At 72.9% G+C, this 26,647-nt stretch carries 25 protein-coding genes; 12 read left to right on the forward strand and 13 right to left on the reverse strand.

Going from position 1 to position 26,647, the window contains the following annotated elements; genetic code table 11:
* Positions 1–236 precede the first annotated feature (236 nt).
* From ACIQMU_RS27985 to ACIQMU_RS27995, 3 genes are all read right to left on the reverse strand, one after another.
* Positions 237–725 carry a hypothetical protein gene (locus ACIQMU_RS27985; protein WP_352243323.1) on the reverse strand — a complete coding sequence of 163 codons (489 nt, stop codon included), beginning with the start codon at positions 723–725 and terminating at the stop codon, positions 237–239.
* Positions 722–3,214: a molybdopterin oxidoreductase family protein gene (locus ACIQMU_RS27990; RefSeq protein ID WP_402689958.1), complete on the reverse strand. Its 2,493-nt coding sequence runs from the start codon at positions 3,212–3,214 to the stop codon at positions 722–724. Before ACIQMU_RS27990 ends, ACIQMU_RS27985 begins: the two co-directional genes overlap by 4 nt.
* 298 nt (positions 3,215–3,512) lie before the next feature.
* Positions 3,513–3,704 carry a DUF2795 domain-containing protein gene (locus ACIQMU_RS27995; protein WP_352243325.1) on the reverse strand — a complete coding sequence of 64 codons (192 nt, stop codon included), beginning with the start codon at positions 3,702–3,704 and terminating at the stop codon, positions 3,513–3,515.
* 399 nt (positions 3,705–4,103) lie between these two features.
* On the opposite strand from ACIQMU_RS27995, the gene ACIQMU_RS28000 reads away from it, so the two are divergent.
* Positions 4,104–5,033 (forward strand): adenosine kinase, encoded by a 930-nt coding sequence (locus ACIQMU_RS28000; protein ID WP_352243326.1) that lies wholly within the window; start codon positions 4,104–4,106, stop codon positions 5,031–5,033.
* Positions 5,034–5,179: 146 nt separating this feature from the next.
* Positions 5,180–7,417 carry a protein kinase gene (locus ACIQMU_RS28005; RefSeq protein WP_402689959.1) on the forward strand — a complete coding sequence of 746 codons (2,238 nt, stop codon included), beginning with the start codon at positions 5,180–5,182 and terminating at the stop codon, positions 7,415–7,417.
* 138 nt (positions 7,418–7,555) lie between these two features.
* Here ACIQMU_RS28005 and ACIQMU_RS28010 read toward each other — a convergent pair whose 3' ends face one another.
* From ACIQMU_RS28010 to ACIQMU_RS28030, 5 genes are all read right to left on the reverse strand, one after another.
* Complete coding sequence (locus ACIQMU_RS28010) at positions 7,556–8,083, reverse strand: GNAT family N-acetyltransferase (RefSeq protein WP_402689960.1); 528 nt, start codon at positions 8,081–8,083, stop codon at positions 7,556–7,558.
* A gap of 66 nt (positions 8,084–8,149) precedes the next feature.
* A complete protein-coding gene (glpK, locus tag ACIQMU_RS28015) occupies positions 8,150–9,667 on the reverse strand; it encodes a glycerol kinase GlpK (RefSeq protein WP_402689961.1) in 1,518 nt (505 codons plus the stop codon).
* 27 nt (positions 9,668–9,694) lie between these two features.
* A complete protein-coding gene (locus tag ACIQMU_RS28020) occupies positions 9,695–10,540 on the reverse strand; it encodes an MIP/aquaporin family protein (protein ID WP_352243331.1) in 846 nt (281 codons plus the stop codon).
* Between the two features lie 364 nt (positions 10,541–10,904).
* The gene (locus tag ACIQMU_RS28025; RefSeq protein ID WP_352243332.1) at positions 10,905–11,999 is read right to left on the reverse strand and encodes a hypothetical protein; all 1,095 of its coding nucleotides are present in this window, start codon (positions 11,997–11,999) and stop codon (positions 10,905–10,907) included.
* 128 nt (positions 12,000–12,127) lie between these two features.
* Positions 12,128–12,709 carry a TetR/AcrR family transcriptional regulator gene (locus ACIQMU_RS28030; protein WP_352243333.1) on the reverse strand — a complete coding sequence of 194 codons (582 nt, stop codon included), beginning with the start codon at positions 12,707–12,709 and terminating at the stop codon, positions 12,128–12,130.
* A 177-nt stretch (positions 12,710–12,886) separates the two neighbouring features.
* Between ACIQMU_RS28030 and ACIQMU_RS28035 the strand changes: the two genes are divergently transcribed.
* From ACIQMU_RS28035 to ACIQMU_RS28050, 4 genes are read left to right on the forward strand one after another with little or no spacing between them, the layout of a single operon-like run.
* On the forward strand, positions 12,887–13,465 hold the full coding sequence (locus ACIQMU_RS28035; RefSeq protein WP_352243334.1) for a 2Fe-2S iron-sulfur cluster-binding protein: 579 nt from the start codon (positions 12,887–12,889) through the stop codon (positions 13,463–13,465).
* Positions 13,462–14,454, forward strand: coding sequence for a xanthine dehydrogenase family protein subunit M (locus tag ACIQMU_RS28040; protein ID WP_352243335.1), 993 nt, complete (start codon positions 13,462–13,464; stop codon positions 14,452–14,454). Before ACIQMU_RS28035 ends, ACIQMU_RS28040 begins: the two co-directional genes overlap by 4 nt.
* Positions 14,451–16,604: a xanthine dehydrogenase family protein molybdopterin-binding subunit gene (locus ACIQMU_RS28045; protein WP_352243336.1), complete on the forward strand. Its 2,154-nt coding sequence runs from the start codon at positions 14,451–14,453 to the stop codon at positions 16,602–16,604. Before ACIQMU_RS28040 ends, ACIQMU_RS28045 begins: the two co-directional genes overlap by 4 nt.
* On the forward strand, positions 16,597–17,775 hold the full coding sequence (locus ACIQMU_RS28050) for an XdhC family protein (protein ID WP_402689962.1): 1,179 nt from the start codon (positions 16,597–16,599) through the stop codon (positions 17,773–17,775). The genes ACIQMU_RS28045 and ACIQMU_RS28050 overlap by 8 nt, the downstream gene beginning before the upstream one ends.
* Here the strand turns inward: ACIQMU_RS28050 and ACIQMU_RS28055 are convergent.
* Positions 17,768–18,679 carry a MerR family transcriptional regulator gene (locus ACIQMU_RS28055; protein ID WP_352243338.1) on the reverse strand — a complete coding sequence of 304 codons (912 nt, stop codon included), beginning with the start codon at positions 18,677–18,679 and terminating at the stop codon, positions 17,768–17,770. The genes ACIQMU_RS28050 and ACIQMU_RS28055 overlap by 8 nt on opposite strands.
* Before the next feature lie 776 nt (positions 18,680–19,455).
* On the opposite strand from ACIQMU_RS28055, the gene ACIQMU_RS28060 reads away from it, so the two are divergent.
* The 4 genes from ACIQMU_RS28060 to ACIQMU_RS28075 all read left to right on the forward strand — a co-directional run bounded on the left by ACIQMU_RS28060 (position 19,456) and on the right by ACIQMU_RS28075 (position 21,707).
* Positions 19,456–19,680 (forward strand): CsbD family protein, encoded by a 225-nt coding sequence (locus tag ACIQMU_RS28060; protein ID WP_352243339.1) that lies wholly within the window; start codon positions 19,456–19,458, stop codon positions 19,678–19,680.
* A gap of 119 nt (positions 19,681–19,799) precedes the next feature.
* On the forward strand, positions 19,800–20,441 hold the full coding sequence (locus tag ACIQMU_RS28065; protein WP_352243389.1) for a HemK2/MTQ2 family protein methyltransferase: 642 nt from the start codon (positions 19,800–19,802) through the stop codon (positions 20,439–20,441).
* Positions 20,442–20,454: 13 nt separating this feature from the next.
* Positions 20,455–20,679, forward strand: coding sequence for a CDGSH iron-sulfur domain-containing protein (locus ACIQMU_RS28070; RefSeq protein ID WP_402689963.1), 225 nt, complete (start codon positions 20,455–20,457; stop codon positions 20,677–20,679).
* Positions 20,676–21,707: an iron-containing redox enzyme family protein gene (locus ACIQMU_RS28075; RefSeq protein WP_402689964.1), complete on the forward strand. Its 1,032-nt coding sequence runs from the start codon at positions 20,676–20,678 to the stop codon at positions 21,705–21,707. The genes ACIQMU_RS28070 and ACIQMU_RS28075 overlap by 4 nt, the downstream gene beginning before the upstream one ends.
* A 64-nt stretch (positions 21,708–21,771) precedes the next feature.
* Here the strand turns inward: ACIQMU_RS28075 and ACIQMU_RS28080 are convergent, their stop codons facing one another.
* A complete protein-coding gene (locus ACIQMU_RS28080; protein WP_352243342.1) occupies positions 21,772–22,308 on the reverse strand; it encodes an isochorismatase family cysteine hydrolase in 537 nt (178 codons plus the stop codon).
* A 193-nt stretch (positions 22,309–22,501) separates the two neighbouring features.
* Here ACIQMU_RS28080 and ACIQMU_RS28085 point away from each other — a divergent pair, with 193 nt between their 5' ends.
* Positions 22,502–23,686 carry a zinc-dependent alcohol dehydrogenase gene (locus ACIQMU_RS28085; RefSeq protein ID WP_352243344.1) on the forward strand — a complete coding sequence of 395 codons (1,185 nt, stop codon included), beginning with the start codon at positions 22,502–22,504 and terminating at the stop codon, positions 23,684–23,686.
* Positions 23,687–23,763: 77 nt separating this feature from the next.
* Complete coding sequence (locus ACIQMU_RS28090; RefSeq protein ID WP_402689965.1) at positions 23,764–24,810, forward strand: NAD-dependent epimerase/dehydratase family protein; 1,047 nt, start codon at positions 23,764–23,766, stop codon at positions 24,808–24,810.
* 114 nt (positions 24,811–24,924) lie between these two features.
* Here ACIQMU_RS28090 and ACIQMU_RS28095 read toward each other — a convergent pair whose 3' ends face one another.
* Genes ACIQMU_RS28095 through ACIQMU_RS28105 form a run of 3 tightly spaced genes read right to left on the reverse strand, consistent with a single transcriptional unit; the run spans position 24,925 to position 26,466 of the window.
* Positions 24,925–25,596 carry an HAD family hydrolase gene (locus ACIQMU_RS28095; RefSeq protein ID WP_356732239.1) on the reverse strand — a complete coding sequence of 224 codons (672 nt, stop codon included), beginning with the start codon at positions 25,594–25,596 and terminating at the stop codon, positions 24,925–24,927.
* Positions 25,597–25,617: 21 nt separating this feature from the next.
* Positions 25,618–26,091, reverse strand: coding sequence for a DUF5709 domain-containing protein (locus ACIQMU_RS28100; protein WP_352243347.1), 474 nt, complete (start codon positions 26,089–26,091; stop codon positions 25,618–25,620).
* Positions 26,092–26,139: 48 nt separating this feature from the next.
* On the reverse strand, positions 26,140–26,466 hold the full coding sequence (locus ACIQMU_RS28105) for a plasmid stabilization protein (protein WP_356732240.1): 327 nt from the start codon (positions 26,464–26,466) through the stop codon (positions 26,140–26,142).
* Positions 26,467–26,647: the final 181 nt, after the last annotated feature.

Raw genomic sequence — 26,647 nt, forward strand, 5'->3', positions numbered from 1 at the left:
TGAACGTGCGCGCACTCGACCGGTCGGCCGACGCATCCTTCCCTGCCCGGCGCCCACGACGCGCGGGGGCGCGCCGCGCTCAGCCGACTGGCCGGGGCGCGCCGGGTCGCCGTCCGGCCCTCACGGAGGGGGCCCGGTGCCCCGCCCACGGGGCCCAGGCGGCGCCGCCGGGGCCGTCCGGGCGCTTGTCGGGGCTCAGCTCCCGTCCCGGGCCCGCACGTGCGGAGCCCGGCCCGTCACAGGCTGGTGAGCGCCTGGGGCGAGAGGTTCTTGATCATGGTGTTGGTCCAGCGCATCTGCCGGAGCGTCCGAGGATGGCAGGAGGAAGCGAGGTTCAGCAGGCGCGAGTCCCTCGCCGCCTGCGCGGCCTGGGCGAGCATCTCCCAGTACAGGGAGTTCCCGGCGGCGGCCAGGTGCAGTTCGCGCAGGTCCCGCAGGAGGAGCAGGGCGGGCTCCGGTCGCCGGCCGACCGCCTCGGCCGTGTGCTCGCGGATGTTCGACAGCATCCTCGACGAGAGCGGGGACGGTCCGTCGAGGTGGAGCCCGTAGTGCTGTCCTGTCTCGGCCAGGCGCCGGCAGTGCTCGTTCGACCACCGGACGAGGTCTCCCGCGACGTGGCGGACCTCGTGCTCCGTGCTGTGCCGTTCGGCGATGACGGTCAGTTCCTTCGCCAGGCCCCGCTCGCCGTGGTGCAGCGCGCGCAGTGTGAGGGCGATGCCGTTCACCGGGTGCCTCCCGAGGTGCGGTCCTCGTACGTGCCGGGGGACTCCTGGACGATCGCGCTCGCATCGCCCCGGGTGGCCCGGACCCCGCCCGCTGGCCCGGCGGGCGCGGACGCGGTGGTGGTCGGTGCGGGCGAGTGCGCCCCGGCGCTCTCCGCCACGCGGGTGACGGCCGCGGTGGAGGTTTTGAACAGGGGCTGTTTCGACACCGGGTCCCAGTCGGTGACGGTGGTCTCGTTCGCCGCCCGGCCCGCCGTAGCGGCGTCCGGGCCGCTGCCGGCGGGCGTGTCCCAGTAGCCGTAGTGGAACGGGACGAACAGCAGACCGCGCCGGATACCGGTGACGCGCAGACGGGCTCTGAGGGCGCCGCGCGGACTGGTGACCTCCACCAGGTCACCCTCGCCCCAGCCCCGCTCGGCGGCGTCCGAGGTGGACATCTCCACCCACACGTCCGGTGCGGCGGCGTTCAGCTGCGGTGCGCGGCCGGTCTTGGTCCGCGTGTGGAAGTGGTAGACGGTGCGACCGGTGGTCAGCTGGAACGGATACGCGTCGGTGGGCCACTCGTGCGGCGGCAGATACCCGATCGCCTTGATCATCGCCCGGCCCTCCGGGTTGAGGGACCTGTATTCGACCACCGAGGTGGAGGCCCCGGTGACGAGGTCCTTGCCGTACGACTCGCACGTGTCCGGGTGGGCCCAGGAGATGCCGCCGGTGTAGAGCCGGTCGGTGCCGTCGGGCGCCCGGTCGTTGCACGGCCACTGAACGCCGCTGCCGCCGCGCAGCTTGCCGTAGGTGAGCGCGCTGTAGTCGCAAGGCCGCCCCGCGCTGCACCGTTTCCACGCCTCGAAGGCGGTTTCGGGATCGTGCCAGGTGATCAGGGCGCCGCCGTCCTTGTCGCGGAAGTCCATGCGCCGCGCGTAGTCGAGGAAGATCTCCAGGTCGGATTTCGCCTCTCCGGGCGGCTCCACGGCCTTGTCGGACAGGTGCACGGTGCGGTCGGCGTTGGTGAAGGCGCCCGTCTTCTCGCCCCAGGTCGCCGCCGGGAGCACGACGTCGGCGAGTTGCGCGGTCTCGGTGAGGAAGAGGTCCTGCACCACGACGAACAGCCGGTCCTGCGAAAGGATCGAACGGATACGCGAGAGCTCCGGCAGGGAGACCGCGGGATTGGTGCCGCTGATCCACAGCATGCGGATCGATCCCTGCTCCGCGTAGCGGAACATCTGCATGGCGTGCGTGGGGGGCGCGTAGTGGGGAATCGTCTTGGGCTCGACGTTCCACACCCGCGCCAGGTCGGCCACGTGCTCGTCGTTCTGCCAGTTCCGGAAGCCCGGGAGGTCGCCGTTGGCGCCGCATTCGCGGGTGTTCTGCGCCGTCGGCTGCCCGTTCATCTGCAGAACGCCCGCGCCCGGCCGGCCGAGCATCCCGCGGATCAGATGGAGGTTGTTGATCTGTACGGCGGCACCGGTGGCCTGGTGGGACTGGTAGACGCCCTGGAGCACGGTGGACAGGACCCGGTCGGCGGTGCCGAGCAGGTCGGCGGCCTCCCGGATCTTCGACGCGGGGACGTCGCAGATGTCGGCCGCCCACTCCGGGGTGCACGGCTCGACCGTCTTCGACAACTCCGCGAAGCCGACCGTGTGGGCCTCGATGTAGCCGTGGTCGACGCGGTCGGTTCGGATGATCTCGTGCAGCAGCGCGTTGAGCAGCGCCACGTTCGTTCCGCCGCGCGGGGCGAGGTGGACCGTGGCGTGGCGTGCGACGACAGTGGGGCGGGGGTCGACGCAGACCAGCCGCGGGGGGTTGGGGCCGTCGAGCCGGTCGAGGATGCGCATCCACTGCACGGGCTGCGTCTCGGCGAGGTTGTGCCCGAACATCGCGATCACATCAGCGTGGTCGATGTCGTCGTAACTGCCGGGCTGGCCGTCGCACCCGAAGGACTCCTTGAGAGCTTCGGCCGCCGTCGAGGTGCACAGGCGCGTGTTGCCGTCCAGATGGTTGGTGCCGATGCCGGCCCGGGCCAGCACGGCGAGGGTGTAGTACTCCTCCAGGAACAACTGGCCGGATGTGTAGAAGCCGATCGACCCGGGACCGCGGTCATCGAGCAGTCCACGTGAGCGCGAGACGATCAGAGCCATCGCGGTCTCCCAGTCCGACTCGACCAGACGGCCCTCCCGGCGGACCAGCGGCCGGGTCAGCCGGTCGAGTGAGGCGTTGGCCTGCCAGCCGAAGGCGTCCTTGGGCCCGAGCCGGCCGCGGTTGACCCGGTCAGAGGCCCTGCCGCGTACGCCGACCATGGCACCGTCCTTGACGGCGACGTCCATCGCGTCGCCGTCGGAGTGCAGGATCGACGCGGTCTGCACCCATCGCTCGACGTCCTCGGCCCGGACCCCCTCGGCCAGGAGGGTGTCGACCCTGGTCGGCCAGGAGGCGTGCCGCCCGTACGGGGTCCGACTGCCCCACGGCTGGGCGATCCGGTCCGTCGAAGTACTCATGCCTGCCTCCCGCGCCGTGGACAGCGCCCGTTGCGCCGACCGCTCATCGGTACCCGCCTCACCGAGGTCATAACGTCGGCACGCAGCGCGGCCGGGCGGTGACGCGTGTGGCGGGGGAGGGGGCCGCACCGTACTCGGGCGGCTCACCTGTGGGCTGTCGACCGCACGCGGTCCGCTGGGCGCCGGTGCGGCGCGCAGTCCCGGGGAAGGCGTACGCCCACCCCGGTGCGCGCCACACCGCCCGGGGCGGTGGTCCCGCTCGCTGACAGGAGACCACCCGGCCACGGGGAGGCGGGGCTCAGGAGCCGTTCGCGACGGCCTTGTTGACGGCCGCCGGCGAGTCGTACTCCTGGTCGGGGAGGGCCTGGAGGACCTCCATGATCTCTTCGTCGGCGCCGTTCCTCCTGGCCTGGTCCACCACGGCCTCCTTTCCGGCGGGGTAGTCCATGCCACTGAGGCACTTCTGCAGTTCGATGGGGTTCGCAGTCATGGAGCGATGCCTACCCGCACGAGTTTTCGTCTCACACGGCAACGCCGGGCCGGTCACTCTCGTGGCCGCGTCCCGGGGCCGGTGAGGCCGGGCGCCGCACCGGCCGGGCGCCGCACCGGCCGGGCGCTCGGGGAGCGGCGGGCGTGCCCCGGTGCGCACAGCCGGGAGCCGGACCGTGGGGACGCTCGGCGCCGGGCGGGAGGCGGACGCGGAACCAGCGGGCGGACCGGCGGGCCTCCTCGTCGACAGGGAGGCGTGCGGCGCCGGCACGGGGACAGCCCTCCGTCCCCGGCCGGGACGCGGCCGCCGCTCCGGCGTCCTTCGCCCCCGCGCCGCTGAGAGACTGGTCAACTCCTCGGCGGCTCACAGCAGTCGCGCCCGCTTCCGGAAGGAACTGTCATGAGCAGCGCGTACGACGTCCTCGTCCTGGGCGGCTCGGGTGTCGACACGATCGTGTACGTCCCCGAACTCCCCCTCCCGTACGCCGACAGCTACATGGTCCGCCCCGGCATCGAGGCCCGCGCCGGCCAGACCGGCGACTTCGTCGCCCTCGGCCTCAGCTCCCTGGGGCTGCGAACCCACCACATCGACATGATCGGCGACGATCCGTTCGGGGAGCTGGTCCGCGCCTTCCACCGCGACCACGCCATCGACTTCACCGGAGTGCCGCTGCCCGGAGGCACCAAGCGCGCGGTCAACCTCGTCGGCCCCGACGGGCGTCGGCTCTCCCTCTACGACGACAGCCGCTCGCGGGAGTCCGACCGACTCCCCGAGGAGACGGTGCGCGTGCTGGCCGCCGCCAGCACGCACGCGCACGTCTCCATCACCCATCCGTGCGCCCACGCGCTCCCGCTGCTCCGCGAGGCCGGAGTCACCGTCTCCACCGACCTGCACAACTGGGACGGCGAGAACCCCTACCACGAGGAGTTCGCCCACGGCAGCGACCTCGTCTTCGTCTCCGCCACCGCCCTCCGCGACCCCGAGGCCACCCTGCGGCGCATCATGGAACGCGGCCGGGCCGAGGCCGTCGTCGCCACCGCCGGAGCGGAGGGCTCCTACCTGCTCACCCGCGACGCGGACCGGCCGGTGCACATCCCGGCCGTCACCCCGCCCGGCCCCGTCGTCGACTCCAACGGCGCGGGCGACGCCTACGCCTCCGGCTTCCTCTTCGGCCGGCTGGCGGGGGAGCCCTTCGAGCGGTGCGCGCTGTACGGAGCGGTCGCCGGGGCCTACGCCTGTACCGTGCCCGCGACCGGCGGCGACGCGATCGGACGGGCCGCCCTGCTGGCCGGAGCCGCGACCCTGTCCGGGGCCGCGGCCGACGCGTGAGCGCCCGGGCGCATCGCTCCCCGCCCCTTTCCGTCACCCGCTTCGCTCCGCCGCAGGGCCCTGCGGATAGTTTGTGTGCGGACGCATGAGACGGATGGGCAGGCCCGTGGCGGCGGAGACGCACGGGAGACAGGAGGTCGGGGAGAGTGTCGCTGCGCGGAGGTGATCCAGCCGAGATCGGCGGTTACCCGCTGGAGGGACGGCTAGGTTCGGGCGGCATGGGCACGGTCTTCCTGGCCCGTACGAGTTCGGGGCGGCCCGTCGCGATCAAGCTGATCCATCAGCATTTCGCGGGGGACGAGGAATTCCGCATCCGCTTCCGGCAGGAGGTGGCGGCCGCCAGGCGGGTGAGCGGAGCGTTCACCGCGGCCGTGGTCGACGCCGCACCCGAAGCCGAACAGCCGTGGATGGCGACGACCTACATCGAAGGGTCCACGCTCGCGCAGCGCATCGCCGAGGAGGGGCCGCTGGGCGGGGCGGAGCTGCGGAGGCTCGCCATCGGGCTCGCGGAGGCGCTGCGCGACATCCACCGGGTGGGAGTCGTCCACCGCGATCTGAAGCCCTCGAACGTCGTGCTCTCGCCCGAGGGCCCACGCGTCATCGATTTCGGCATCTCGCGCGCCGTGGACCAGCAGACACTGACGATGACCGGGCGCGTCATCGGTACGCCGCCCTTCATGTCGCCCGAGCAGCTGCGGGCGCCGCGTGGCGTGGGGCCGCGGTCCGATGTGTTCTCGCTGGGGACGCTCCTGGTGTACGCGGCGACCGGCCGCGGACCCTTCGACGCCGACAGCCCCTACTTGACGGCCTACCAGGTGGTGCACGAGGAGCCGTCGTTGGACGCCGTTCCGGCGGCTCTGCGGGCGGTCGTAGAGCCGTGTCTTGACAAGGAGCCCGAGGGGCGCCCCTCGGCGGACGAACTCCTCGTGCTGCTGCGGGACCTGCCGGCCGAACTCGGCGGGACCGACACCGGCGGGCCGGGGGCGGGCCGCACCCGCGACATGGTCACCCAGCACCACGTCCCGGCGGGGGCCGCCCCGGCCGGTCCCGGCTCGGCGGGCACCGGCACCGCTGCCGGCGGTCGGCTGCGTCGCCGTTGGCGGCCCGTGCTCATGGCGGCGGTCGCGGTGGCGGCGATCGGCGGGGGAGCCGCCGCGCTGACCACGGGCGACCCGGCGGGCAGTGGCAGCGGCGGCGCGGGCCGCGGCGGCGAAGGCACCGCCCAGCGCGCCGCGGCGCCGGGCGGCACGCTTGTGAAGGACTTCGAGCCGTGGCACAGGACCGTGCGCGGCGGTCGCGAGGACATCCCCGACGAACTGCGGTGCGTCGCCCGGGACGACGCGCTCTTCTGCGGGGGCGGCGGTGTCGTCGCCACCCGCGTCAGGGCCCGGGACGGGGCGCGGGTGTGGACCGCGAAGAGCCCGGGCGTCCCCGTCCAGGGCATGCACCTGGTGGGCGCCACCGACGACACGGTCCTCGGATACCGCTTCGCCGCCGAGGACGCCCCGCAGGACCCTGCCACCGAGGTGGTCGCCCTTGACGCGAAGAGCGGCCGGGAGCTGTGGTCCGTGCCGACCGGAGCCCAGTCGACGGCTGTGACGGGCCGGTCCCTGGACGCCGTCGTGTCCGGTTCCACCGTGGTGACCGTCGACGCCGCCAACTCGCGCTTCGAGGCCCGCGACGCCCGCAGCGGTGAGGTCGCCTGGACGGCGGCGTTCCCCGCGGGCACGCGGTGCGCTCCCGTCCCGGTGGGCCACCGGCTCCTCGCCATGTGCGCGGCGCACGCGGAGATGGACGCCTCGTACGTGCGCCACCCCGTCCTGCACACGCTCGCCCTCGCCTCCGGGGCGCTGGGCGAGCCCATCGCGGTCAACGGCCCCGTCGTCCCCGTGGGCTCCGCCGACGGCGCGCTCGTGCTCCTCTCGCAGCACGTCGAGGGTCCCTCGACGACCGGGTACGACGGGGTGGCGCGGGTCGACCCGGCTTCGCGGAAGGTCACGTACTCCCGACTCGGCCAGGTGTACGCGGGAACGCCCGGCATGGCGGACGGCACCGTCTACGTGAGCGGGCAGACCGGACTCATCACCGCGTTCGCCGCCGCGACCGGCCAGAAGAAGTGGTCGCGCCAGACGGGTGTGGAGGGTGCGTCGGGTCCCGCGGCGGGAGCCGGCGCCTTGTACTTCAGCTCGGCCACCGGCCGGGTGGTCGCGCTGTCGCCGCGCGACGGCGCACCGCTGTGGAGCACGGATCCCCGGGCCGACGGTCTGACGGGCGAGCAGGGCGCGAGCCCGCGCGTGACCGTCGCCGGGCGCGCGGTGTTCGTGGCCGCGGCGACGAACACCCTCTTCGCCTTCGACGCGCAGAGGCCGCCGAAGGCGGGCTGACCCCGGGAGCGCCGCGGGGGTGCCGGGTCCGCCCGGGACCGTGGCCTCCGGGCTTCTTCGGCAGGCCGCCCGAGGACTGGGCCGCCTGCCGGCCGGCACGGTCGTGCGACTCGGCGGGGCCGTTCTCCCGTGACCTGCTCAGTCGGCGAGGATGCGTTCCCACAGCAGCCCGTCGCGCCAGCTCCCGTCGAGGAGGATCGCGGAGTGCGCGACACCGTACGGGGTGAACCCGTTGCGGCGCAGCACCCGTTGCGACGGCAGGTTCTCCAGGTTGGTGGACGCCTCCGCCCGGTGCAGGCCGAGTTCGTCCGTCATCACCCGGAGGGCGAGCCCGACCGCGGCGGTGGCGTGGCCCTGATTCTGGGCGACGGAGGCGATCCAGTAGCCGACGGAGCCGCGGCGCAGGTGCGGCTGGGGCAGGACGCCCTGGACGGTGACCTGTCCGATCACCTGGTCACCTGCCAGCACCACGCCCGGCCAGACGGCCCCGGCCCGGTGCCCCGCCAACAGGCCCTCGATCCGTACCGCCTGGCCCTCGGGGGTGAAGTAGTCGGCCGGCTGGGCCGGTTCCCACGGCCGGAAGGCATCGGCGTCCCGCACCCGGTGCGCGGCGATCGGGGCGGCGTCGGCGGGCTCTATCAGGCGGATTCTGGTGCTGCTGGGCATCGGCCGGTCCTCGTCGTGGCGCGTCGGGTGGGACGGCCAACCTATGCGAGGCGTGCGCGCGGGAGGTCAGGGGACCTGCACCCAGTCGAGGGTGCGCTCCACGGCCTTCTTCCAGCCGGCGTAGCCCTCCGCGCGCCGCTCCTCGGACCACTGGGGCGACCAGCGCTTCGACTCGTGCCACTGGGAGCGCAGTTCGTCGGTGTTCTGCCAGAAGCCGGTGGCGAGGCCCGCCGCGTAGGCGGCCCCGAGAGCGGTCGTCTCGGCCACGACGGGACGGCTGACCTCCACGCCGAGGACGTCGGACTGGATCTGCATGCACAGGTCGTTGGCGGTGACACCGCCGTCGACCTTGAGGACGTCGAGATGGACCCCGGAGTCCTGCTCCATGGCCTCGACCACATCACGGCTCTGGTAGCAGATGGACTCCAGCGTGGCCCGTGCCAGGTGGGCGTTGTCGTTGTACCGGGCCAGACCGACGATCGCGCCCCGGGCGTCGGAACGCCAGTACGGCGCGAACAGGCCGGAGAACGCGGGGACGAAGTACATCCCGCCGTTGTCCTCGACGCTCCGGGCCAGCTCCTCGCTCTCGGGCGCCGACTTGATGATCTTCATCTGGTCGCGCAGCCACTGCACTGCGGATCCGGTGACGGCGATGGACCCCTCAAGCGCGTAGACCACCGGGCTGTCGCCGAACTGGTAGGCCACCGTGGTGAGAAGGCCGTGGTCCGAGCGGACCAGGTCGGTGCCGGTGTTGAGCACCAGGAAGTTGCCGGTCCCGTAGGTGTTCTTGGCCTCGCCCGGGGCGAAGCAGACCTGACCGACGGTGGCCGCCTGCTGGTCGCCGAGCACACCCCCGATGGGAATGGCGGCACGCAGCGGCCGCGACGTGCGGGTGCGGCCGTAGGCGTCCGGGTGCGACGAGGGGTTGATCTCGGGAAGCATCGCCCGGGGGATCCCGAAGAAGCCCAGAAGTTCCTCGTCCCAGTCGAGGGTCTCCAGGTTCATCAGCATCGTGCGGCTGGCGTTGGTCACGTCGGTGGCGTGGATGCCGCCGTCCGGCCCGCCGGTCAGGTTCCACAGGACCCAGGCGTCCGTGTTGCCGAAGATCGCGTGACCGGCCTGAGCCGCCTCCCGTACGCCGTCGACGTTCTCCAGGATCCACTGGATCTTGCCGCCGGAGAAGTACGTCGCCGGCGGCAGTCCGGCCTTGCGGCGGATGACCTCTCCCCGCCCCGAGCGTTCGAGCTTCGCCGCGATGGCGTCGGTACGGGTGTCCTGCCACACGATGGCGTTGTAGTAGGGCCGTCCGCTGCGCGGGTCCCAGACCACCGTGGTCTCGCGCTGGTTGGTGATCCCGATGGCCGCCAGGTCGCTGGGGGACAGGCCGCCGTACCGCAGGGCGTTCTGCATGACCGAGTTGGTGCGTTCCCAGATCTCGACCGGATCGTGCTCCACCCAGCCGGAGCGGGGCAGGATCTGGGCGTGCTCCAGCTGGTGCTTGGCGACCTCGTTGCCGCCGTGATCGAAGATCATGAATCGGGTGCTCGTGGTCCCCTGGTCCACCGCACCGATGAAGTCCGCCATGATGTGTCACCTCTCCGGCCGCTGTGGTCAGTCCTCGGGCGCCGGGACGCGCCCCGGCGGTTCGGGTGCCGCGGCCGGCAGGAACCGTCCGACGAACGCCTTGTAGAAACCCGCGCCCAGCAGGGCGCCGACCAGCGGGCCGAGGATGGGCACCCAGAAGTAGAGATTTCCGTACTGGTCCCGCCACGCACCGCCGTAGCCGGTCAGGAAGCTCGCCAGCCGGGGGCCGAAGTCGCGGGCCGGGTTGATGGCGTAGCCCGCGTTGGTGCCCCAGGCCATACCGATCGCGACCACGATCAGGCCGATGATGAACGGGCCCATGTTCGACCCGGGCGGAGTGTTCAGCATGTCCGTGACGGCCATGATCAGCAGCATCAGGATGGCCGTGCCGATGATCTGGTCGCGGAACGCGCCCCATTCGTGGACCGGCAGCGCCGGATTGCCGTTGGCGGGCAGGGTGGAGAACACCGACTGCGTCTTGATGGTGTGCCCGGGGTCCGCCTTCGCCAGCGCCTCGCTGTAGTTCCAGCGGACGAGGAGCGCGGCCACGAACGCGCCGGCCGTCTGAGCCAGCGCGTAGGGGGCCACCTTGTGCCACGGGAAACCCTTGAACGCCGCCAGCGCGAGTGTCACCGCGGGGTTGATATGGGCCCCGCTCAGCCGCGCCGCCACATAGACGCCCAGCGTGACGCCCAGTCCCCACGCCCAGGCGATGCTGTCGTGGTCCCCGAGTCCGCCGGCGGGATCCGTCAGTGCTCCGCCCGCCGCCACCTGGGCCACGACACCGCACCCGAAGAGGATGAGGATCATCGTGCCCGCGAACTCGGCTGCCAACTCGCCGGCCAGTCCGGACCTTCTGCGTAGCTCAGCCATGGAAGCTCGCCCTCCGCCGACGGTGCCGGCTGTCGACTATCCGAGCAGTGTCAGCAGGCTAAGACGTTTCACGGAATCGGGCATATCGGGATGATGCGTACGAGGGTGAGGCGCGCGGGACTCCCGGATACCGCCCGGTGCCCGGGCCCGGGGCACAGAGGGTCGGACGGACCGCCGGCGGGCCGGGCCGCCGGGTGCGCCGACGCGGGCGGGCGGCGACGGCACACGCCCGATCGAGTGGGGCCAGGCGCCCACTCGACCCGGTGCGAGAGCGCCGGCCTCCGGACCCTTGCCTCCCGGGGCGGCTGGTGGCGGCACGGCGCTCACGGAAGTGGCGACGTCCGCTGCCCCGGGGCGGCACTCCTCAGGTGCGGGTGGCGGTCCCGCAGCCGGCGTCGCGGGCTTCCCGCATCCGCTCCGCCATCGACGTGCTCCGGTCGTACGGATCGACCGCGGGGCCGTCGCCCGCGTCGGAGCGCTCGGCGAGGAACTCCGGGGTGAGGTAGCCGGTGTAGGTGTCGCAGCCGCCGTTGGCCGTGTCCACCTTGTAGGAGACGAGGGAGAACGTCCCCGGCTCGGTCACGATCTTCGCCGGATCGTCCCAGCTCATCACCACCTCACGGCGCACGATGGTGCGCGCCACCTCGTCGCCGCCCCCCGCTGCGCGCACCACCGGGTAGACGTAGGTGACATCGGTGGACACCTCCACCGCACCGCGCTCGCCCTCCCGGAAGGTGATCCGGCCGCGTGTCTTGACCACGTCCCCGGCAGGCCGCACGTCGGTGGGCCGGAAGCGGCTGAACAGGAGAAGGGGGTCGTTCTCGCGATCGGGCGAACGGAACGCCTTCTCGAGGAAGTCCCGCACATCCGACTGGTGCGGGTTGATGAGGGCGATGGCCTCGCTCGGCCGCTCGCCGCGCAGTACGGCGGGGTCGAGGCTGGAGGCGGCGAGGAAGTCCCGGGACCTCGCGAGCGCCTGGGCGACCTCGGCCTTGCTCATCCAGCCGGTCGCCCGCGCCGCGGGCAGGTGGATGCCTGCCGTCCCTTCACTCCAGCGTGCGGCCGGCGATCCGCTGAACGGCTGCTCCGGGGTGGGGGGCCGGTCCGCCGCCTCCCGCGCGGGCGGCCGGACCGGACGCTCCGACTCCGCGGCGAGCGGGGCGGTGTCCGCCCTGTCGCCGCCGTCGAACCAGTCGGCGATCGGCCCGGCGCCGACGGCCACGACCAGCAGGCAGACCGCGGCCGCCAGGCCGAGCGCGTACCAGCCCCTGCCGCGCCGTCGCGGGGCCGGTGTGTACGTCCGCCAGCCCTGCGGCGGGCCCGGCTCCTCCCGGAGCCGCCGCGTCACCATCCTGGCCCGCGCCGACGGCTCCTGGGGCGCACCCGGGCTTCCGGCCTCCGCCTCCCTGAGGAAGCGCTCCCACTCCTCGTCCGGTATGGACGCCCCGCCCTGGCTCAACCCGCCGCTCCCGTCTCATGCGTTGGTGCCCGGCCCCTCCCCAGGCCCGAGCGCTGTACGGGCATCATCACACGGCCCACCGACACCGGACACGGACCTCCCGCGCCACCGGAGTGCGGGTGGTCCTGTCACCGGCCGGGAGCTCCCGCGCGCAGGCCGTCCATGACGAAGTCCAGGAGTCGGCCGGCCCTCGCCTCCCACTCCTCGTGCGGATCGATCTGCCAGAGGCCGGCGATGGCGAGGAAGAAGTCGTCCGGCGTGACGCCGGGACGGATGGCTCCGGCGTCCTCGCAGGCGCGGAGCAGGGTGCCGGCCGCCTCCATGACGGGGGCGGGGCCGGGCTTCGCCGGCCCGCCCGGTGCGCTGACGACCAGTCGGATCGCGTCCGCCAGACCGGCCTTGGTCAGGGCGAACCGCGCCAGGCGGTCCATCCACTCGCGCAGCGCCCGCTCCGGCGGCCGGGTCTCCAGCAACGCGCACGCCGCGTCGGAGACCTGCTGCATCTCGTAGCGGTAGACCTCCAGGACGAGCGCCTCCCGGTGCGGGAAGTTGCGGTAGAACGTGCCCTGCCCGACCCCGGCCTTCCTGGCGATCACGCTCAGGGGCGCGTCCGCGCGCAGCGTCAGTTCGGCCATGGCGACCCGCAGGATGCGCTCGCGGTTGCGCTGCGCGTCCGAACGCAGGGGGGCGTCCTTCTTCGGCTGGGACACGGATCCTCCTCGCGGGGTTCGTGGCCGAAACCCGTCCTTGTTAACCGGACAGCTGTCCGTTACGTTTTTTCCCGTGAGCGGACAACCGTCCGGTTAGGGCCACCTTAGTGCCGACCGTGGGCGCGGTCGCCACCGGCGACCCGGTTCCTCGCCACGAGACCCCGAAGAAGGCTGACCATGGCACCAGCGACCGCGTCGACGTCCAGTGCGATCACCCTGAACGTCAACGGCGAGAAGCACCACCTGCCCATCGACCACCGCACCACCCTGCTCGACGCCCTGCGCGAGCGCCTCGACCTCACCGGCACCAAGAAGGGCTGCGACCAAGGGCAGTGCGGCGCCTGCACCGTCCTGGTCGACCGACGACGCGTCGTCTCCTGCCTCAGCCTCGCGGTCGCGGCCGAGGGACGCGAGGTCACCACCATCGAAGGCGTGGCCGACGGTGATGACCTGCACCCCGTCCAGCAGGCTTTCCTCGACCTCGACGGCTACCAGTGCGGCTACTGCACGCCCGGCCAGATCTGTTCGGCCATCGCCGTCATCGAGGAACACGCGGCCGGCTGGCAGAGCGCCGTCACCGACGACACGGAACCCGGGGCCGGGCCGCCACCCCTGACACCCGACGAGATCCGTGAACGGATGAGCGGCAACCTGTGCCGCTGCGGCGCCTACGTCTCGATAGTCCAGGCCGTCGCCCGCGCCGCCGGGTCCCACGCCGAGAACCGTACGGCAGCCGCGAAGGAGTCCGCCGCATGAGGGAGTTCGGTTATCAGCGCGCCCACGACGTCACCGGCGCCCTCGCCCTCCTCGCGGACGACCCGGACGCGCGGTTCCTCGGCGGCGGGACCAACCTCGTCGACCTGATGAAGGCCGGCGTGGAGCGCCCCGCCCGGCTCGTCGACGTCCGAGAACTCCCGCTGGACCGCGTCGAACCCACGGCGGACGGCGGCCTGCGCGTCGGGGCCACCGTCACCAACAGCGACCTCGCCGCCCATCCCGAGATCCGCCGCCGGTACCCGGCGCTGGCCCAGGCCGTGCTGGCCGGAGCCTCCGGCCAGCTGCGCAACATGGCCACCGTCGGCGGCAACCTCCTCCAGCGCACCCGCTGCGGCTACTTCACCGACGTCTCGGGGCCCTGCAACAAGCGGACTCCGGGCAGCGGCTGCCCCGCCGTCGCCGGTGAGCACCACAACCACGCCGTCCTCGGCGCATCGGGCCACTGCGTTGCCGTGCACCCGTCCGACATGGGCGTGGCCCTGACGGCGCTCGACGCCGTGATCTCCTACGAGAGCGCCGAGGGGCCCGGCGAGAGCCCGATCACCGACTTCTACCTCCCCGTCGGCGACACCCCGCACCGGGAGACCGCCCTGCCGCCCGGGGCGCTGATCACCCACGTCAGTCTGCCCGCCGCGCCCGTCGCGGCCCGCTCCGCCTACCGCAAGGTGCGCGAACGCGCCTCGTACGCGTTCGCCATCGGCTCCGTCGCCGCCGCGCTCCGCATCGAGGACGGCCACGTCCGCGAAGCCCGCCTCGCCCTCGGAGCCGTCGCCTCCCGGCCCTGGCGCGCACGTGCGGCGGAAGCCGTCCTGACCGGCGAACCGGCCGACGGCGCCGCCTTCGCCGCCGCCGCGGAGGCCGAACTCGCCGCCGCCAGGCCGCTGCCCGACAACGGATACAAGGTGCCCCTCATGCGCAACCTCATGGTCTCCGTGCTCACCGAACTCGCCGGGAGGGACCCCCGATGACCACCACCACGCCGGGACCGCCGGCCGTACGAGGAGCCGTCGGCGTCGCCCACCAGCGCGTCGAGGGCCGCGACAAGGTCACCGGCGCGGCCCGCTACGCGGGCGAGATCCCGTTCGCGGACCTGGCCCACGGCTGGCTGGTGCTGTCCACGGTCACCCGCGGCCGGATCCGCTCGGTGGACGACGCCCCGGTCCTCGGGATGCCGGGCGTGCTCGCCGTGCTGCACCACGGCAACGCACCCCGCCTGAACACCGACTACATCGGACTGCTCGGCGTCCCGCCGGACCCGACCTGCGCCGTCTTCCAGAGCGAGGAGGTGCCGTTCGCCGGCTGGCCGGTCGCGCTGGTCGTCGCCGAGACGCCCGAGGAGGCCAGGGAGGCCGCCGAAGCGCTCGTGGTGACGTACGACCAGGAGCCCCACGACACCGCGCTCGTCGCCGGACACCCCGGCGCCTACCCCGCCGCCGGCCATATGCCGGCCGAGACGGAGAAGGGCGACCTGGAGGCGCGACTGGCAGAGTCGGCCTTCGTGGTGGACGCGCGGTACACCACACCCGAGGAACAGCACAGCATGATGGAGCCGCACGCGGCGACCGCCCGGTGGGACGAGGGCCGGCTGGAGGTCGTCGACTCCAACCAGGGCGCCGGCTGGGTCCAGAGCGAGCTGGCCACGATGTTCTCGCTCGACGCGTCCTCGGTCCGGGTGCGCTCCGAGCACATCGGCGGCGGCTTCGGCAGCAAGGGCCTGCGCGCCCACCAGGTGTCCGCCGTGATGGCCGCGACCGCCCTTCAGCGCCCCGTACGCGTGGTGCTGACGCGACGCCAGACGTTCACGCTGGGCGGCTACCGCAGCCCCACCATCCAGCGGATCAGGCTCGGCGCCGCCCCCGACGGCCGGCTGCTGGCGCTGGAACACCACTCGCTGAACCAGACGTCGACGGTGTACGAGTTCGTCGAGCCCAGCGCGGGCGTCGCCCGGGTGATGTACGACGCCGACGCCCACCGCACCGCCAACCACGTCGTGCGGCTGGACGTACCGTCCCCGACCTGGATGCGCGCACCGGGGGAGGCCCCGGGTTCGTTCGCGATCGAGGCGGCCCTCGACGAACTCGCCGAGAGCGCCGGCCTCGACCCGATCGAACTGCGCCTGCGCAACGAGCCGGACGCCGGGCCCGTCTCGGGGCTCCCGTTCAGCAGCCGCAACCTCGCGGCCTGCTTCCGCGAGGGCGCGCGCAGGTTCGGCTGGGCGGACCGCGACCCGCGCCCCGGCACCCGCCGCGACGGACGCTGGCTGCTGGGCACCGGCACGGCGGCGGCCTCCTTCGGGGCCGGGGCCGCCCCGTCCACGGCCCTGGTCACCGCGGAGGCGGACGGCTCCTTCACCGTACGGATCGCCGCCGCCGACATCGGCACCGGAGCCCGCACGGCGCTCACCCTGATCGCCGCCGACGCGCTGGAGACCACGCCCGAACACGTCAAGGTCCGCATCGGCGACAGTGATTTCGGCCCCGCGATGATCGCCGGTGGGTCCATGGGCACCCGCTCCTGGGCCTGGGCGGTCACGGCCGCCGCCGCCGAACTGCGGGAGCGGCTCGCCGTGACCACGAGCATTCCCGCGGAGGGGATCACGGTGCGGTCCGACACCACCGAGGCCCTCGGGTCGCTCGCGCAGAAGGAACGGCACTCCTACGGAGCCCAGTTCGCCGAGGTCGCCGTGGACGCCGCCACCGGCGAGGTCCGGGTCCGCCGCATGCTGGGCATCTTCGCGGCGGGCCGGATCGTCAATCCGCTCACCGCCCGCAACCAGCTCGTCGGCGGGATGACCTGGGGCATCTCCATGGCCCTGCACGAGGAGGCCGTCCGCGACCGCAACCGCGGCGGCCACTACGCCCCCGACCTCGCCGGCTACCACGTGGCCACGCACGCCGACGTCCCCGACGTCGAGGCCGACTGGGTGGACGACCACGACCCGGACGACCCGGTCGGCATCAAGGGGGTCGGCGAGATCGGCATCGTGGGCGCGGCGGCGGCCGTCGCCAACGCGGTCTGGCACGCCACCGGCGTACGCCACCGGAACCTGCCCATCCGCCCCGACCGGATCCTCATGGCGACCGCGGCGGACTCCGCCGGGGGAGCGGCCGATGCTTGACATCGCCGGCGAGCTGCACCGGTGGATGGCGGAGGGCCGGGAGTTCGCCGTCGGCACCGTCGTCTCCGTCGGCGGCAGCGCGCCGCGCGGGCCCGGCGCCGCCCTCGCCGTCGACAGCGAGGGCACGGTGATCGGGTCGGTCTCCGGCGGCTGTGTGGAGGGCGAGGTCTACGAACTGTGCGCGCGGGCCATCGAGGACGGCGAGACCGTGCGGACGCGGTTCGGCTACAGCGACGAGGACGCCTTCGCCGTCGGGCTGACCTGCGGCGGGGTCATCGACATCATGGTCACACCGGTCCGGGCGGACTCGCCGGGGCGGGAGGTGCTGAGGGCCGCGCTGTCCGCCGCGGTCTCCGGCGCGGGGGCGGCCCTCGCCCGTGTGGTGCGCGGCCCGGACGGACTCCTGGGCCGGGCCCTGCTCGTCCGCCCCGACGGTGTCCACGAGGGCGGGCTCGGAGGCCCCCGTGAGCTGGACCGTACGGCGGCGGCCGAGGCGTCGGCCCTGCTGGACGCCGGCCGGACCGGCACCGTCGCCCTCTCCGAGGACGGGACGCGCTGCCCCGGCGGGCTCACCCTGCTCGTCGAGAGCAGCGTGCCGCCGCCCCGCATGATCGTCTTCGGTGCGGTCGACTTCGCCGCTGCGCTGGTACGGGCCGGGAAGTTCCTGGGCCACCACGTGACGGTCTGCGACGCCCGCCCCGTCTTCGCCACCCGGGCCCGGTTCCCCGAGGCGGACGAGGTCGTCGTCGACTGGCCCCACCGCTATCTCCGGCGCACCCCGACCGACGGGCGCACGGTGCTGTGCGTGCTGACGCACGAGGCCCGGTTCGACGTGCCGCTGCTTGTGGAGGCGCTGCGGACGCCCGCCGCGTTCGTCGGCGCGATGGGCTCGCGCCGGACCCACGAGGACCGGACCCGGCGGTTGCGCGAGGCCGGTCTGAGCGACCCGGAGCTGGACCGCCTGCGTTCGCCCATCGGCCTGGACCTCGGAGCCCGTACGCCCGAGGAGACGGCCCTGTCCATCGCGGCGGAGATCGTCGCGGCCCGGCGCGGCGGCACCGGCCTGCCGCTGACCGGTGGCGCGGAGCCCATCCACCGGGAGCCCCGCACGGGCTCCACCGAGGCCGTCCGGCCCGTAGAACCGTCCCGCTCCCAGGGCGTGTTCAGGTAGCGGGTGAGTCTTGGGCGGAGAGTTCTACGGCCAGTTCCATACAGCGCAGGCGGGCTGGGGAGAAGTCGTAGGGCATCTTGCCGATGGCTTCGAACACGCTCATGGAGCCGGTCTCCCGCCCGCCGGAGCTGAGGTCGGCCTCGTCCTCGCCCTCCTGGGCGGGAGCAGGGTGCAAAGCGTCCCAGGCGCCGAAGAGGGCATCGTCGTCCTTTCCGAGACCGGACTTCTCGATGACGGCGTGCAGGGCGCTTTCGAAGGCGTGCCGTTCGGCGGCCACCTGGGCCACGCGCGGATCATCGACGGCGACGCTGTCATCGAGTGCCTCCTCGGCGTCATCGATGCGGTCGGAGTCCTCCCGCAGAGCGGGGTGCGTGGCCAGGGCGACGAAGCGGGTGGCCTGGACGGCCGCGCCGAGCGGGCCGAAGATCCGCTCAGTGACCAGCAGGCCGTCCAGGTCCGCCTGACGCAGGGAGCCCTCGGGCAGGCTCTTGAGGCGTTCGGTGACGAAGCCGGAGAGCAGACCCATCCGGCTGCCTTCGGTGCGCATCCGCTGCACGGCGGTCCGCCGCCGCCGCACTTCTGCTTCCTGCTCGGCGAGGGTTTCCTCCAACCGCTCCAAAATGCCCGCGATACCGTCTCCGCCGTCCGCACCGGCGGAAGCCGTGCCGGTGGTAAAGGCGTCACGGATGTCGTCCAGGGCGATCCCGGCGTCGGTCATCTTGCGAATCCACAGCAGTCGGATCATGTCTTCGTAGCCGTAGCGGCGGCGGTCATCGCCGCCCCGCTCAGGCTCGGGGAGCAGGCCGATCTCGTGGTAATGACGGATCGCCCGCGGCGTGGTGCCGGCGAAGGCCGCCGCGTCACCGATCTTGACCCGGCGAGGTGGCATGAAGGACGAATGCATGAGCAGGGATCTCTCCTCAAGGGATCGGGACGTGAGTCCACCGGACCACATGCCGCTACGGAAGGTGCAACCCCATACGGCGGTGGAGTCGTTGACGCTGCCGGCCGTGACGACGGCCAGGCGCAGGTCCCGGCCGTCGCAAGCGGGACGAACCTCGGTGGTCAGCCCGCGCACCAGGCAGCGGAGGTGCTGTCCGCTCCCATGTCACATCCGTCGACTCACCTCGACTCGCCACGCGATCAACGATCAGAGTGCTCGTGCGCGGGCTCCCACCCGGGGGCCGTCACGAACCGGCTCAGCCGGTATGCGGTCGGGAACGTCCGACGCCCGCACAGCGTGTCGATCCGGATCATCGCCCCGTCGACTCCCGCCTCCCGAAGGAGGCGCACCCGCGTACGCATCTCCGCTTCGTCCCGAGTCTCCACGATCACTTCCCACTGTCCCGCGTCCGGCGCGGTGCGAGCGGCAAGCCGCTGCCTCTCGGCGTCTCGCCGCCGCCTTCTCTTCCCTTGTCCCGGCACCAGCCCAGAATCACGGGCCGCTGTCAGGACGGCAAGGCAATCAGACCCGAGCACGCAGATCCCCGCTCGGTGGTCATTTGTCGGGCAGGCCCCAGACCCGCGCCACGTCCGGTGCCCGGCCGCGCCGGGTGGGGCGCGGGCGGCGCGCACGTTTAGCGGGGCCGTTCGGGGTCACTCCCCTACAGCGGCGCGAGCCACCGAGAGCCGGACCTCCCCGGTGACGGACCCTGGGCTGTGCGCCGTGGACGAGGAGACATGAACCGCTCGACGGTGGAACTACTGCTGACCGCACAGGAGGACACGATGCGTGACGTACGCAGGCTCTTGCGGGCCAAGATCCTGAAGGCCCGCGGGCTGGCCAGGGAATCGGACGGCAAGGTGCTCGACGACCCGGGCCGCCGGGCCGAGGGCCGCCTCCGCCAGGCGGAGGCGCGCCGACAGGAGCGGCAGGACCGGTCCGACGGGATCTCCGGCCGTTGACCGGGCGAGGGGTCCGGGTCCCCGAGGAAGAGAACGGCCCGCTGACGCGGCAGGTCCCGCCGGACGCGTCCGGCGCGGCTGCGCGGTTGGAGGGGGAGGCCACGCGGCCGGGCCGCGTGGTGCGGCTCCCCGGCGTGTACCGCCCGCAGACCGACACCCTGCTGCTGGCCCTCGCCATGCGCCGCGAGGGGATCGGCCCGGGAACCGACCTGCTGGACCTGTGCACCGGCAGCGGCGCGCTGGCCCTGCACGCCGCCCGGCTCGGCGCCCGCGTGAGCGCGGTCGACATCAGCCGCCGGGCCGTGGCGACCGCGCGGCTGAACGCCGTGCTCGCCCGGCTGCCCGTCACCGTACGCCGGGGAGACCTGCTCCGGGCCCTACCGGGCCGTACGTTCGACGCCGTCGTGAGCAACCCTCCCTACGTTCCGGCTCCGAGCCCCTCGGTGCCGCGACACGGGGCCGGACGCTCCTGGGACGCGGGTCCCGACGGGCGGGTGATCCTCGACCGCATCTGTGACGACGCCTTCGCCGCCCTGCGCCCCGGGGGTCTGCTCCTGCTGGTCCAGTCGGGGCTGAGCCGCCCCGAGCAGACGGTGGACCGGCTGTCCGCGGCGGGGCTGGACGTCTCCGTGACGGACCGGGTGACGATCCCCTTCGGGCCGGTCACCCGACGCCGGGCCGCCTGGCTGCGGGCACGGGGCCTGCTGCGGGCCCATCACGACAGGGAAGAGCTGGTGGTGATCCGTGCCCGGAAGGAATGAGACGCCCCGACGCGTGGTGACGGACAAGGAGGGCCCGATCCTGGTGGAAGGGCCCGTCGAGGTCGTGAACGACGACGGTACGACGACCCGCTCCGACCGCTTCGTCGTCGCGGTCTGCACCTGCCGCCGCAGCCGCGCCTACCCCTGGTGCGACACCAGCCACCGCCGCCGCAAGCCCGCCGGGGACCGCCCCGGCGGCCGAAAGCCCCGGAAGGGCGAGGAGGAATCCCGACCGTGACGACCCCGGCCACCCCCCACCGCGAGCGGCCCGCGGCACCCGCCGGGCTTCCCCGGGCGCGCGGACCCCTGAGCGGCAGCGTCATCACCGTGCTGGCCGGCGGCGGAACGCGCCTGCCCGAAGCCGGTGCCGTCCGCCGCGCCGACCCGTACGGGGACGACCTGCAGCTGCTCCTGTACGTCCTGTACGAACTCCACTACCAGGGGTTCGCGGGCGTGGACGAAAGCCTGGAATGGGACCCGGCGCTGCTCGGCGTACGCGCGGCGGCCGAGGATGTCTTCCTGGAGGCGCTGCGCCGCGACGCGGGCTCGGGCGGGAAGGACGTGGCGGAAGCGCTCGAAGCGCTCCAGCTGGAACCCGTGGGGGACGACGGCCACAGCGTCAGCCACCACCTCCAGCGGGAGGGAGAGCTGTGGCAGCTGCGCGAGTACGCCGCCGTGCGCTCCCTCTACCACCTCAAGGAGGCCGACCCGCACCTGTGGGTGGTGCCGAGGCTCCGCGGCCGGGCGAAGGCGGCGATGGTCGCCGTGGAGTTCGACGAATTCGGGGCGGGGCGGGCGGAGGACGTCCACGCCCAGCTCTTCGCCGACCTGATGGCCGACCTCGGCCTCGACACACGGTACGGGCACTACCTCGACGCCGCGCCGGCCCAGGCCCTGGCCACGGTCAACATGATGTCGCTCTTCGGCCTCCACCGGCGGCTGCGCGGCGCGCTGGTCGGGCACTTCGCCACCGTGGAGATCACCTCGTCCCCCGGTTCGCGGCGGCTGGCCGAGGCCCTGCGCCGTGCGGGCGCGGGCCCGGCCGCCCAGCGGTTCTACGACGAGCACGTGGTGGCCGACGCCGTCCACGAGCAGGTGGTGCGCCGGGAGGTGATCGGCGGCCTGCTGGAGGACGAGCCCGCGCTCGCGGCCGATGTCGTCCTCGGCATCGAGGCGACCGGGCACCTGGAGGACCTCCTGGGGGACCACCTGCTGGCGGCGTGGCGCGAGGGCCGTTCGGTGCTGCGCACGCCCCTGGCGCACTGACGGGCGCCCCGGAGGCGCCGAGGGAGAGGGCACCGGACGCGTGAGGGCGTCCGGTGCCGGGACCTCAGAAGGACACGTCGTCCGTGTCGAGGACCGCGGCCCCCATGTTGCGCTCCATCATCTGCAGCGCGGCCTCGGCGAGATCACTGTGGATGTGCGCCACGGCGTCCCTGGCCACGGTGACGCGCAGGTGCCGGATATGCGCGTCGAGCGCCGAATACAGCACGCACTGCTCCGTCACCTGGCCGCAGAGCACCAGGTGGCCGGCCTTCAGTTCGGAGAGCAGAAAGCCGAGCGGCGTCTCGTAGAACACGGAGTGCCGGGCCTTGACGACGAAGAGCGAGGCGTCGTCCGGGAGCAGGGGCTCGACCAGTTCCGCGTTCTTCCCCGCGAGAGTCGTTTCGATGATCTCTCCGTGGTGGGACCGCCATTCTCCGAAGTTGTCGTTCGCGTAGATGACGGGAACGTCCTCCGAGCGAGCACGGTCGATCAGGCGCGTGATGTGCGGAAGGGCCGTGCGGACGGAAGGGACGAGCTTTTCGGCATCGGGGTGATCGTAGGTGTTGATCATGTCGATGACGATGAGAGCGCTGTTTCCCATGGCCCCATTCTCCCAAAAGTCCGGGACGGCGCCGGTCGGCGGGACGACCGCGCGTTTCGTTCGACGCGCCGAGGGAACCCGGCGTTCGCCGCGTGGAGCGGCGCGTGGAGCCGCGTGGAGCGGCAAGGACCGGGCGGGCGGGGAACGGCCGGGACCGCCGCGAACGCGACCGGAAGCGGAAAGGAGCGGGATCGTGCGCGCTTTGACCTATCAGGGGAAGCGGGACGTCCGGGTGGAGACCGTCCCGGACCCGCGGATCCAGGAACCGACGGACATCATCGTCAAGATCACGTCCACCGGCGTCTGTGGTTCCGACCTTCACCTCTACGAGATCCTCGGGCCCTATCTCGACCCCGGTGACATCCTGGGGCACGAGCCCATGGGCGTGGTGGAGGAGATCGGGCCGGAGGTCACCGCCGTCGCCCCGGGGGACCGGGTCGTCATCCCCTTCAACGTGTCCTGCGGCCACTGCCACATGTGCGGACAGGGGCTGCACTCCCAGTGCGAGACGACCCAGGTGCGCGAGCGCGGCACCGGCGCGGCCCTGTTCGGTTACACCAAGCTCTACGGACAGGTGCCCGGAGGGCAGGCCGAGTATCTGCGGGTCCCCTTCGGCAACGCCTTGCCCATCAAGGTCCCGCACGGCCCGGCGGACGACCGGTTCGTCTACCTCTCCGACGTCCTGCCCACCGCCTGGCAGGCCGTCGAGTACGCGGACATCCCGCCCGGCGGCAGCGTCACCGTCCTGGGCCTCGGCCCGATCGGCGCCATGGCCGCCAGGATCGCCCTCCACCGGGGCGCCGGCCTGGTCATCGGCGTGGACCTGGTCCCCGAACGCCTGGACCGGGTCAGCGCGTACGGCGCCACCTGCCTCGACCTGCGGCGCCACGGCAAGGACCTCGGGGACGCCGTCCGCGACCTGACGGACGGGCGCGGTACCGACGCGGTGATCGACGCCGTCGGCATGGAGGCCCACGGAGCGCCCCTGGCCAAGGCGGCGCACACGGCGGTCGGCCTGCTGCCCGACGCGGTCGGACAGCGCCTCATGGAGACGGCGGGAATCGACCGCCTCACCGCGCTGCACACGGCGATCGACCTGGTGCGCAGGGGCGGCACGATCTCCGTCTCCGGTGTGTACGGCGGCTCCGCCGACCCGATGCCGCTGCTCACCCTGTTCGACAAGCAGATCCAGCTCCGCATGGGACAGGCCAACGTGAAGCGCTGGGTCGACGACCTGCTGCCGCTGCTGGTCGACGGGGACCCGCTGGGCGTGGACTCGTTCGCCACCCACCACCTGCCCCTGGAAGAGGGGCCCAAGGCGTACGAGACGTTCCAGAAGAAGGCCGACGGCATGATCAAGACCTTGCTCATCCCCTGACCCGAGGCCCGGGACCCCGCTCGTCTTCGGACAGGGGCGAGGCCGGACGGGCCGACGACGGAGGAAGGAAGCCCGGCATGGAGAACAGCGGCGGCAACCTCGGCAAACGGGTCGTGGTCACGGGAGCCACCGGGAACGTCGGGACGAGCGTGGTGCGCGCGCTCGCCGCGGACCCGGACATCGGCTCCGTTCTCGGGCTGGCCCGCAGGCGGCCCGCGCTGGAGATCGCGAAGGCGACGTGGGACACCGTCGACCTGTCCCGTTCCGACAGCGAGGACCGACTCGTCGGCCTGCTGCGCGGGGCCGACGCCCTCGTCCACCTGGCGTGGCGCTTCCAGCCCACCCACGACCCGGTCGTGACCTGGCAGAGCAACGTGCTGGGCTCCCGACGGGTCTTCGACGCGGTGCTGCGCAGCGGGGTGCCCGCCCTGGTGCACGCCTCGTCGGTCGGCGCCTACTCACCGGGCCCCAAGAAGGAGCCCGGCGTCGACGAGCAATGGCCGACGCACGGCTGGCCGGACGCGGCGTACTGCCGGGAGAAGGCTTACCTGGAACGCGTCCTGGACACCTTCGAGCTACGGCATCCGCAGATCCGCGTGGTCCGGATGCGGCCGGGCTTCCTCTTCAAGGAGACGTCCGCACCCGAACAGCGGCGCATCTTCGGCGGCCGGTACGTCCCCGGCCCCCTCCTGCGGCCCGACCTGCTGCCGTTCGTACCCGACCTCGCGGGGCTGCGCTTCCAGGTGCTCCACACCGAGGACGCGGCCGAGGCGTACCGGCTGGCCGTACTCGGTGACGTACGCGGTCCGTTCAACCTGACGGCGGACCCGGTGATCGACGCCCGCAGGCTGGCGGACCTGCTCGACGCCCGCGTCGTACGGGTCCCCGTGGCGCTGGTGCGCACCGCGCTCGCGGCCGCCTGGCGGACGCATGCCGTACCCGCGTCCCCGCACCTGTTCGACGCCGTACTGCGGCTGCCCCTCCTGGACTCCGGCCGGGCCCACGACGTACTGGGCTGGCAGCCCACCCGTACGGCCGAGGGGGCGCTGAGCGCCTTCCTGCGCGGGGTGCGCGCGGGCACGGGGGAGGACACCGAGCCCCTGGCGGGACGGAAGATCGGCTGAGCGGGTGCGCCGAGCCGCGCCGAGCAGCCGGTCGTCGTCACCGGGATGCGGTGCCGGCGAGATGGGGGACCGGTCGGCGGTGCCGGGCGGTCCCCCTCGCCGCTGCCGGCCGTATCAGCCGCCGGGACCCGGCCCGAAAGGGCTGTCGTCGAGGTGGTCGAGCAGATCGGCGACGTCCCGGTAGACGGCTTCCGCCCCCGCCCGCTCCAGGTCGGCGCGCGGGATGCCACCGGACAACAGGGCCACCGCGGCCACCCCCGCCCGGGACGCCGCCTCCATGTCCCAGACCGTGTCGCCCACGAACACCGCCTGCCCCGCACCGACGTCGGCCAGCCGGCAGGCCAGTTCCACGGGCTCCGGGGAGGGCTTGCCCCGGTCGACGTCGTCCGAGCTGGCGGTGGCCCGGATCGCCTCGTCCGCGTCCACCGCGCGCCGCAGTGCCGCGAGCTCCGCCCCGTCGGCCGAGGTGGCGAGGACGACCCGCCACCCCCGGTCGGCCAGCGTGCGCAGCAGGTCGCCCGCGCCCCGGAAGGCGGGCAGGCGGTCGAAGTACGTCGCGTAGAGCACCGTGTGCGCGGAACTGATGGCCGCGTCCTGCTCCCGGTCCCGGTCGGCGCCCAGCAGGCGCTCGATCAGATCACCGGAGCCGAGACCGACGGCCCGGTGGATGTCCGGCATCGGCACGGTGTGCCCGGACTGCCGGAAAGCCTCCCACCAGGCCACCACATGGAGGTGGTTGGTATCGGTGAGTGTGCCGTCCACATCGAAGATCGCCGCGCCCGCCATGCTCTCCCGCTCCCCTCGCCGTCAGGCTTCGCGCCCCTGGGCGTCCGCCTCGTCCGTGACATGGACGGCCGCTTCCTCGGCCGACGCGGCACCGCCGTCGATGCCCACGTCCTCGGCGAGGACATCGTTGCCCCGCCCCGTCGCGTCGTCCGCCGCGCTGAGCCGGCCCGCCCGCGGCTCACGGCCGGTCCCCTCCAGAGGCTCGCCCTCGCCCCCGGCCAGGTCGCCGATGCCGTCGCCGGCGGGCGGCCGCACATCCTCGACCTCCTGGGCGAGCCGCTGGTCCAGCGACTCACCCCGCCGCTCCTCCGCTCCCGTCGTGCCGAACTTGTTCACGCCCAGAGGGCGTTCGGGAGGGGAGTAGCCCTCTTCCAACTGGTCGTCCAGATCCCGTTCCCCGAGCGTGTTCTCCAGATCGAGCTCATCGTTCGGCGGATTCCGGCCGTCGTCGTCCTGCGGCTGGTACACATCGTCGCCGCGTGCGCCTGCGGGCATGTCGTGTTCCTCCGTGTGCGGGCGGTGGGTGCTGGGCGCTGATGTGCGTCAGCGTCCGACGGCCTTGCGGAGCTCGTCCTTGTTCATGGAGGACCGCCCGTCGATGTTCTTCTTCTTGGCCTCTTCGTAGAGCTGGTCCTTCGTGGGACCCCGCGCCCCCTTGTGGGAGCGTTCACCACCGCGCTGATAGGCGGACTTCTTGTCCTGCGTGGAGGTCTTGCTCGCCGTCTTCGACTCGCCGGACCGCGCACGCTGCTTGTTCACGGTCCGCGCCGCGATCTCCTTCGCCCGCCCCTCGGAAGTGCCCCGCTCTTCCTGGCTCTCCTTGATGTGCTCGTACTGCCGCTCACGCTTCTTGTCGGATCCAGCCGGCATGATCTGTTTCCTCCGCTCCCTCTCGTGGGCACCGGGCCCGGAATCGCCGCCGACGTCAGCACGCCGCGTTCCCGGGGGACGCTCACCGCGTTACCCGTACGAATCCCACTAAACAACGCCCGCCGCGATGCCGCCCCCGGAGGTGTGACCACGAGGGCGGCCCGAAGCCGGCGGACGGCGC

Source organism: Streptomyces sp. NPDC091649, from assembly GCF_044756785.1.
Lineage (GTDB): Bacteria > Actinomycetota > Actinomycetes > Streptomycetales > Streptomycetaceae > Streptomyces.

Coding starts and splice junctions, on each gene's coding strand:
- ACIQMU_RS27990 (WP_402689958.1), bottom strand. CDS start 3,214: ATGAGTACTTCGACGGACCGGATCGCCCAGCCGTGGGGCAGTCGGACC.
- ACIQMU_RS27995 (WP_352243325.1), bottom strand. CDS start 3,704: ATGACTGCGAACCCCATCGAACTGCAGAAGTGCCTCAGTGGCATGGAC.
- ACIQMU_RS28000 (WP_352243326.1), top strand. CDS start 4,104: ATGAGCAGCGCGTACGACGTCCTCGTCCTGGGCGGCTCGGGTGTCGAC.
- ACIQMU_RS28010 (WP_402689960.1), bottom strand. CDS start 8,083: ATGCCCAGCAGCACCAGAATCCGCCTGATAGAGCCCGCCGACGCCGCC.
- glpK (WP_402689961.1), bottom strand. CDS start 9,667: ATGGCGGACTTCATCGGTGCGGTGGACCAGGGGACCACGAGCACCCGA.
- ACIQMU_RS28020 (WP_352243331.1), bottom strand. CDS start 10,540: ATGGCTGAGCTACGCAGAAGGTCCGGACTGGCCGGCGAGTTGGCAGCC.
- ACIQMU_RS28035 (WP_352243334.1), top strand. CDS start 12,887: ATGGCACCAGCGACCGCGTCGACGTCCAGTGCGATCACCCTGAACGTC.
- ACIQMU_RS28040 (WP_352243335.1), top strand. CDS start 13,462: ATGAGGGAGTTCGGTTATCAGCGCGCCCACGACGTCACCGGCGCCCTC.
- ACIQMU_RS28045 (WP_352243336.1), top strand. CDS start 14,451: ATGACCACCACCACGCCGGGACCGCCGGCCGTACGAGGAGCCGTCGGC.
- ACIQMU_RS28050 (WP_402689962.1), top strand. CDS start 16,597: ATGCTTGACATCGCCGGCGAGCTGCACCGGTGGATGGCGGAGGGCCGG.
- ACIQMU_RS28055 (WP_352243338.1), bottom strand. CDS start 18,679: ATGCATTCGTCCTTCATGCCACCTCGCCGGGTCAAGATCGGTGACGCG.
- ACIQMU_RS28060 (WP_352243339.1), top strand. CDS start 19,456: ATGAACCGCTCGACGGTGGAACTACTGCTGACCGCACAGGAGGACACG.
- ACIQMU_RS28080 (WP_352243342.1), bottom strand. CDS start 22,308: ATGGGAAACAGCGCTCTCATCGTCATCGACATGATCAACACCTACGAT.
- ACIQMU_RS28090 (WP_402689965.1), top strand. CDS start 23,764: ATGGAGAACAGCGGCGGCAACCTCGGCAAACGGGTCGTGGTCACGGGA.
- ACIQMU_RS28095 (WP_356732239.1), bottom strand. CDS start 25,596: ATGGCGGGCGCGGCGATCTTCGATGTGGACGGCACACTCACCGATACC.
- ACIQMU_RS28100 (WP_352243347.1), bottom strand. CDS start 26,091: ATGCCCGCAGGCGCACGCGGCGACGATGTGTACCAGCCGCAGGACGAC.
- ACIQMU_RS28105 (WP_356732240.1), bottom strand. CDS start 26,466: ATGCCGGCTGGATCCGACAAGAAGCGTGAGCGGCAGTACGAGCACATC.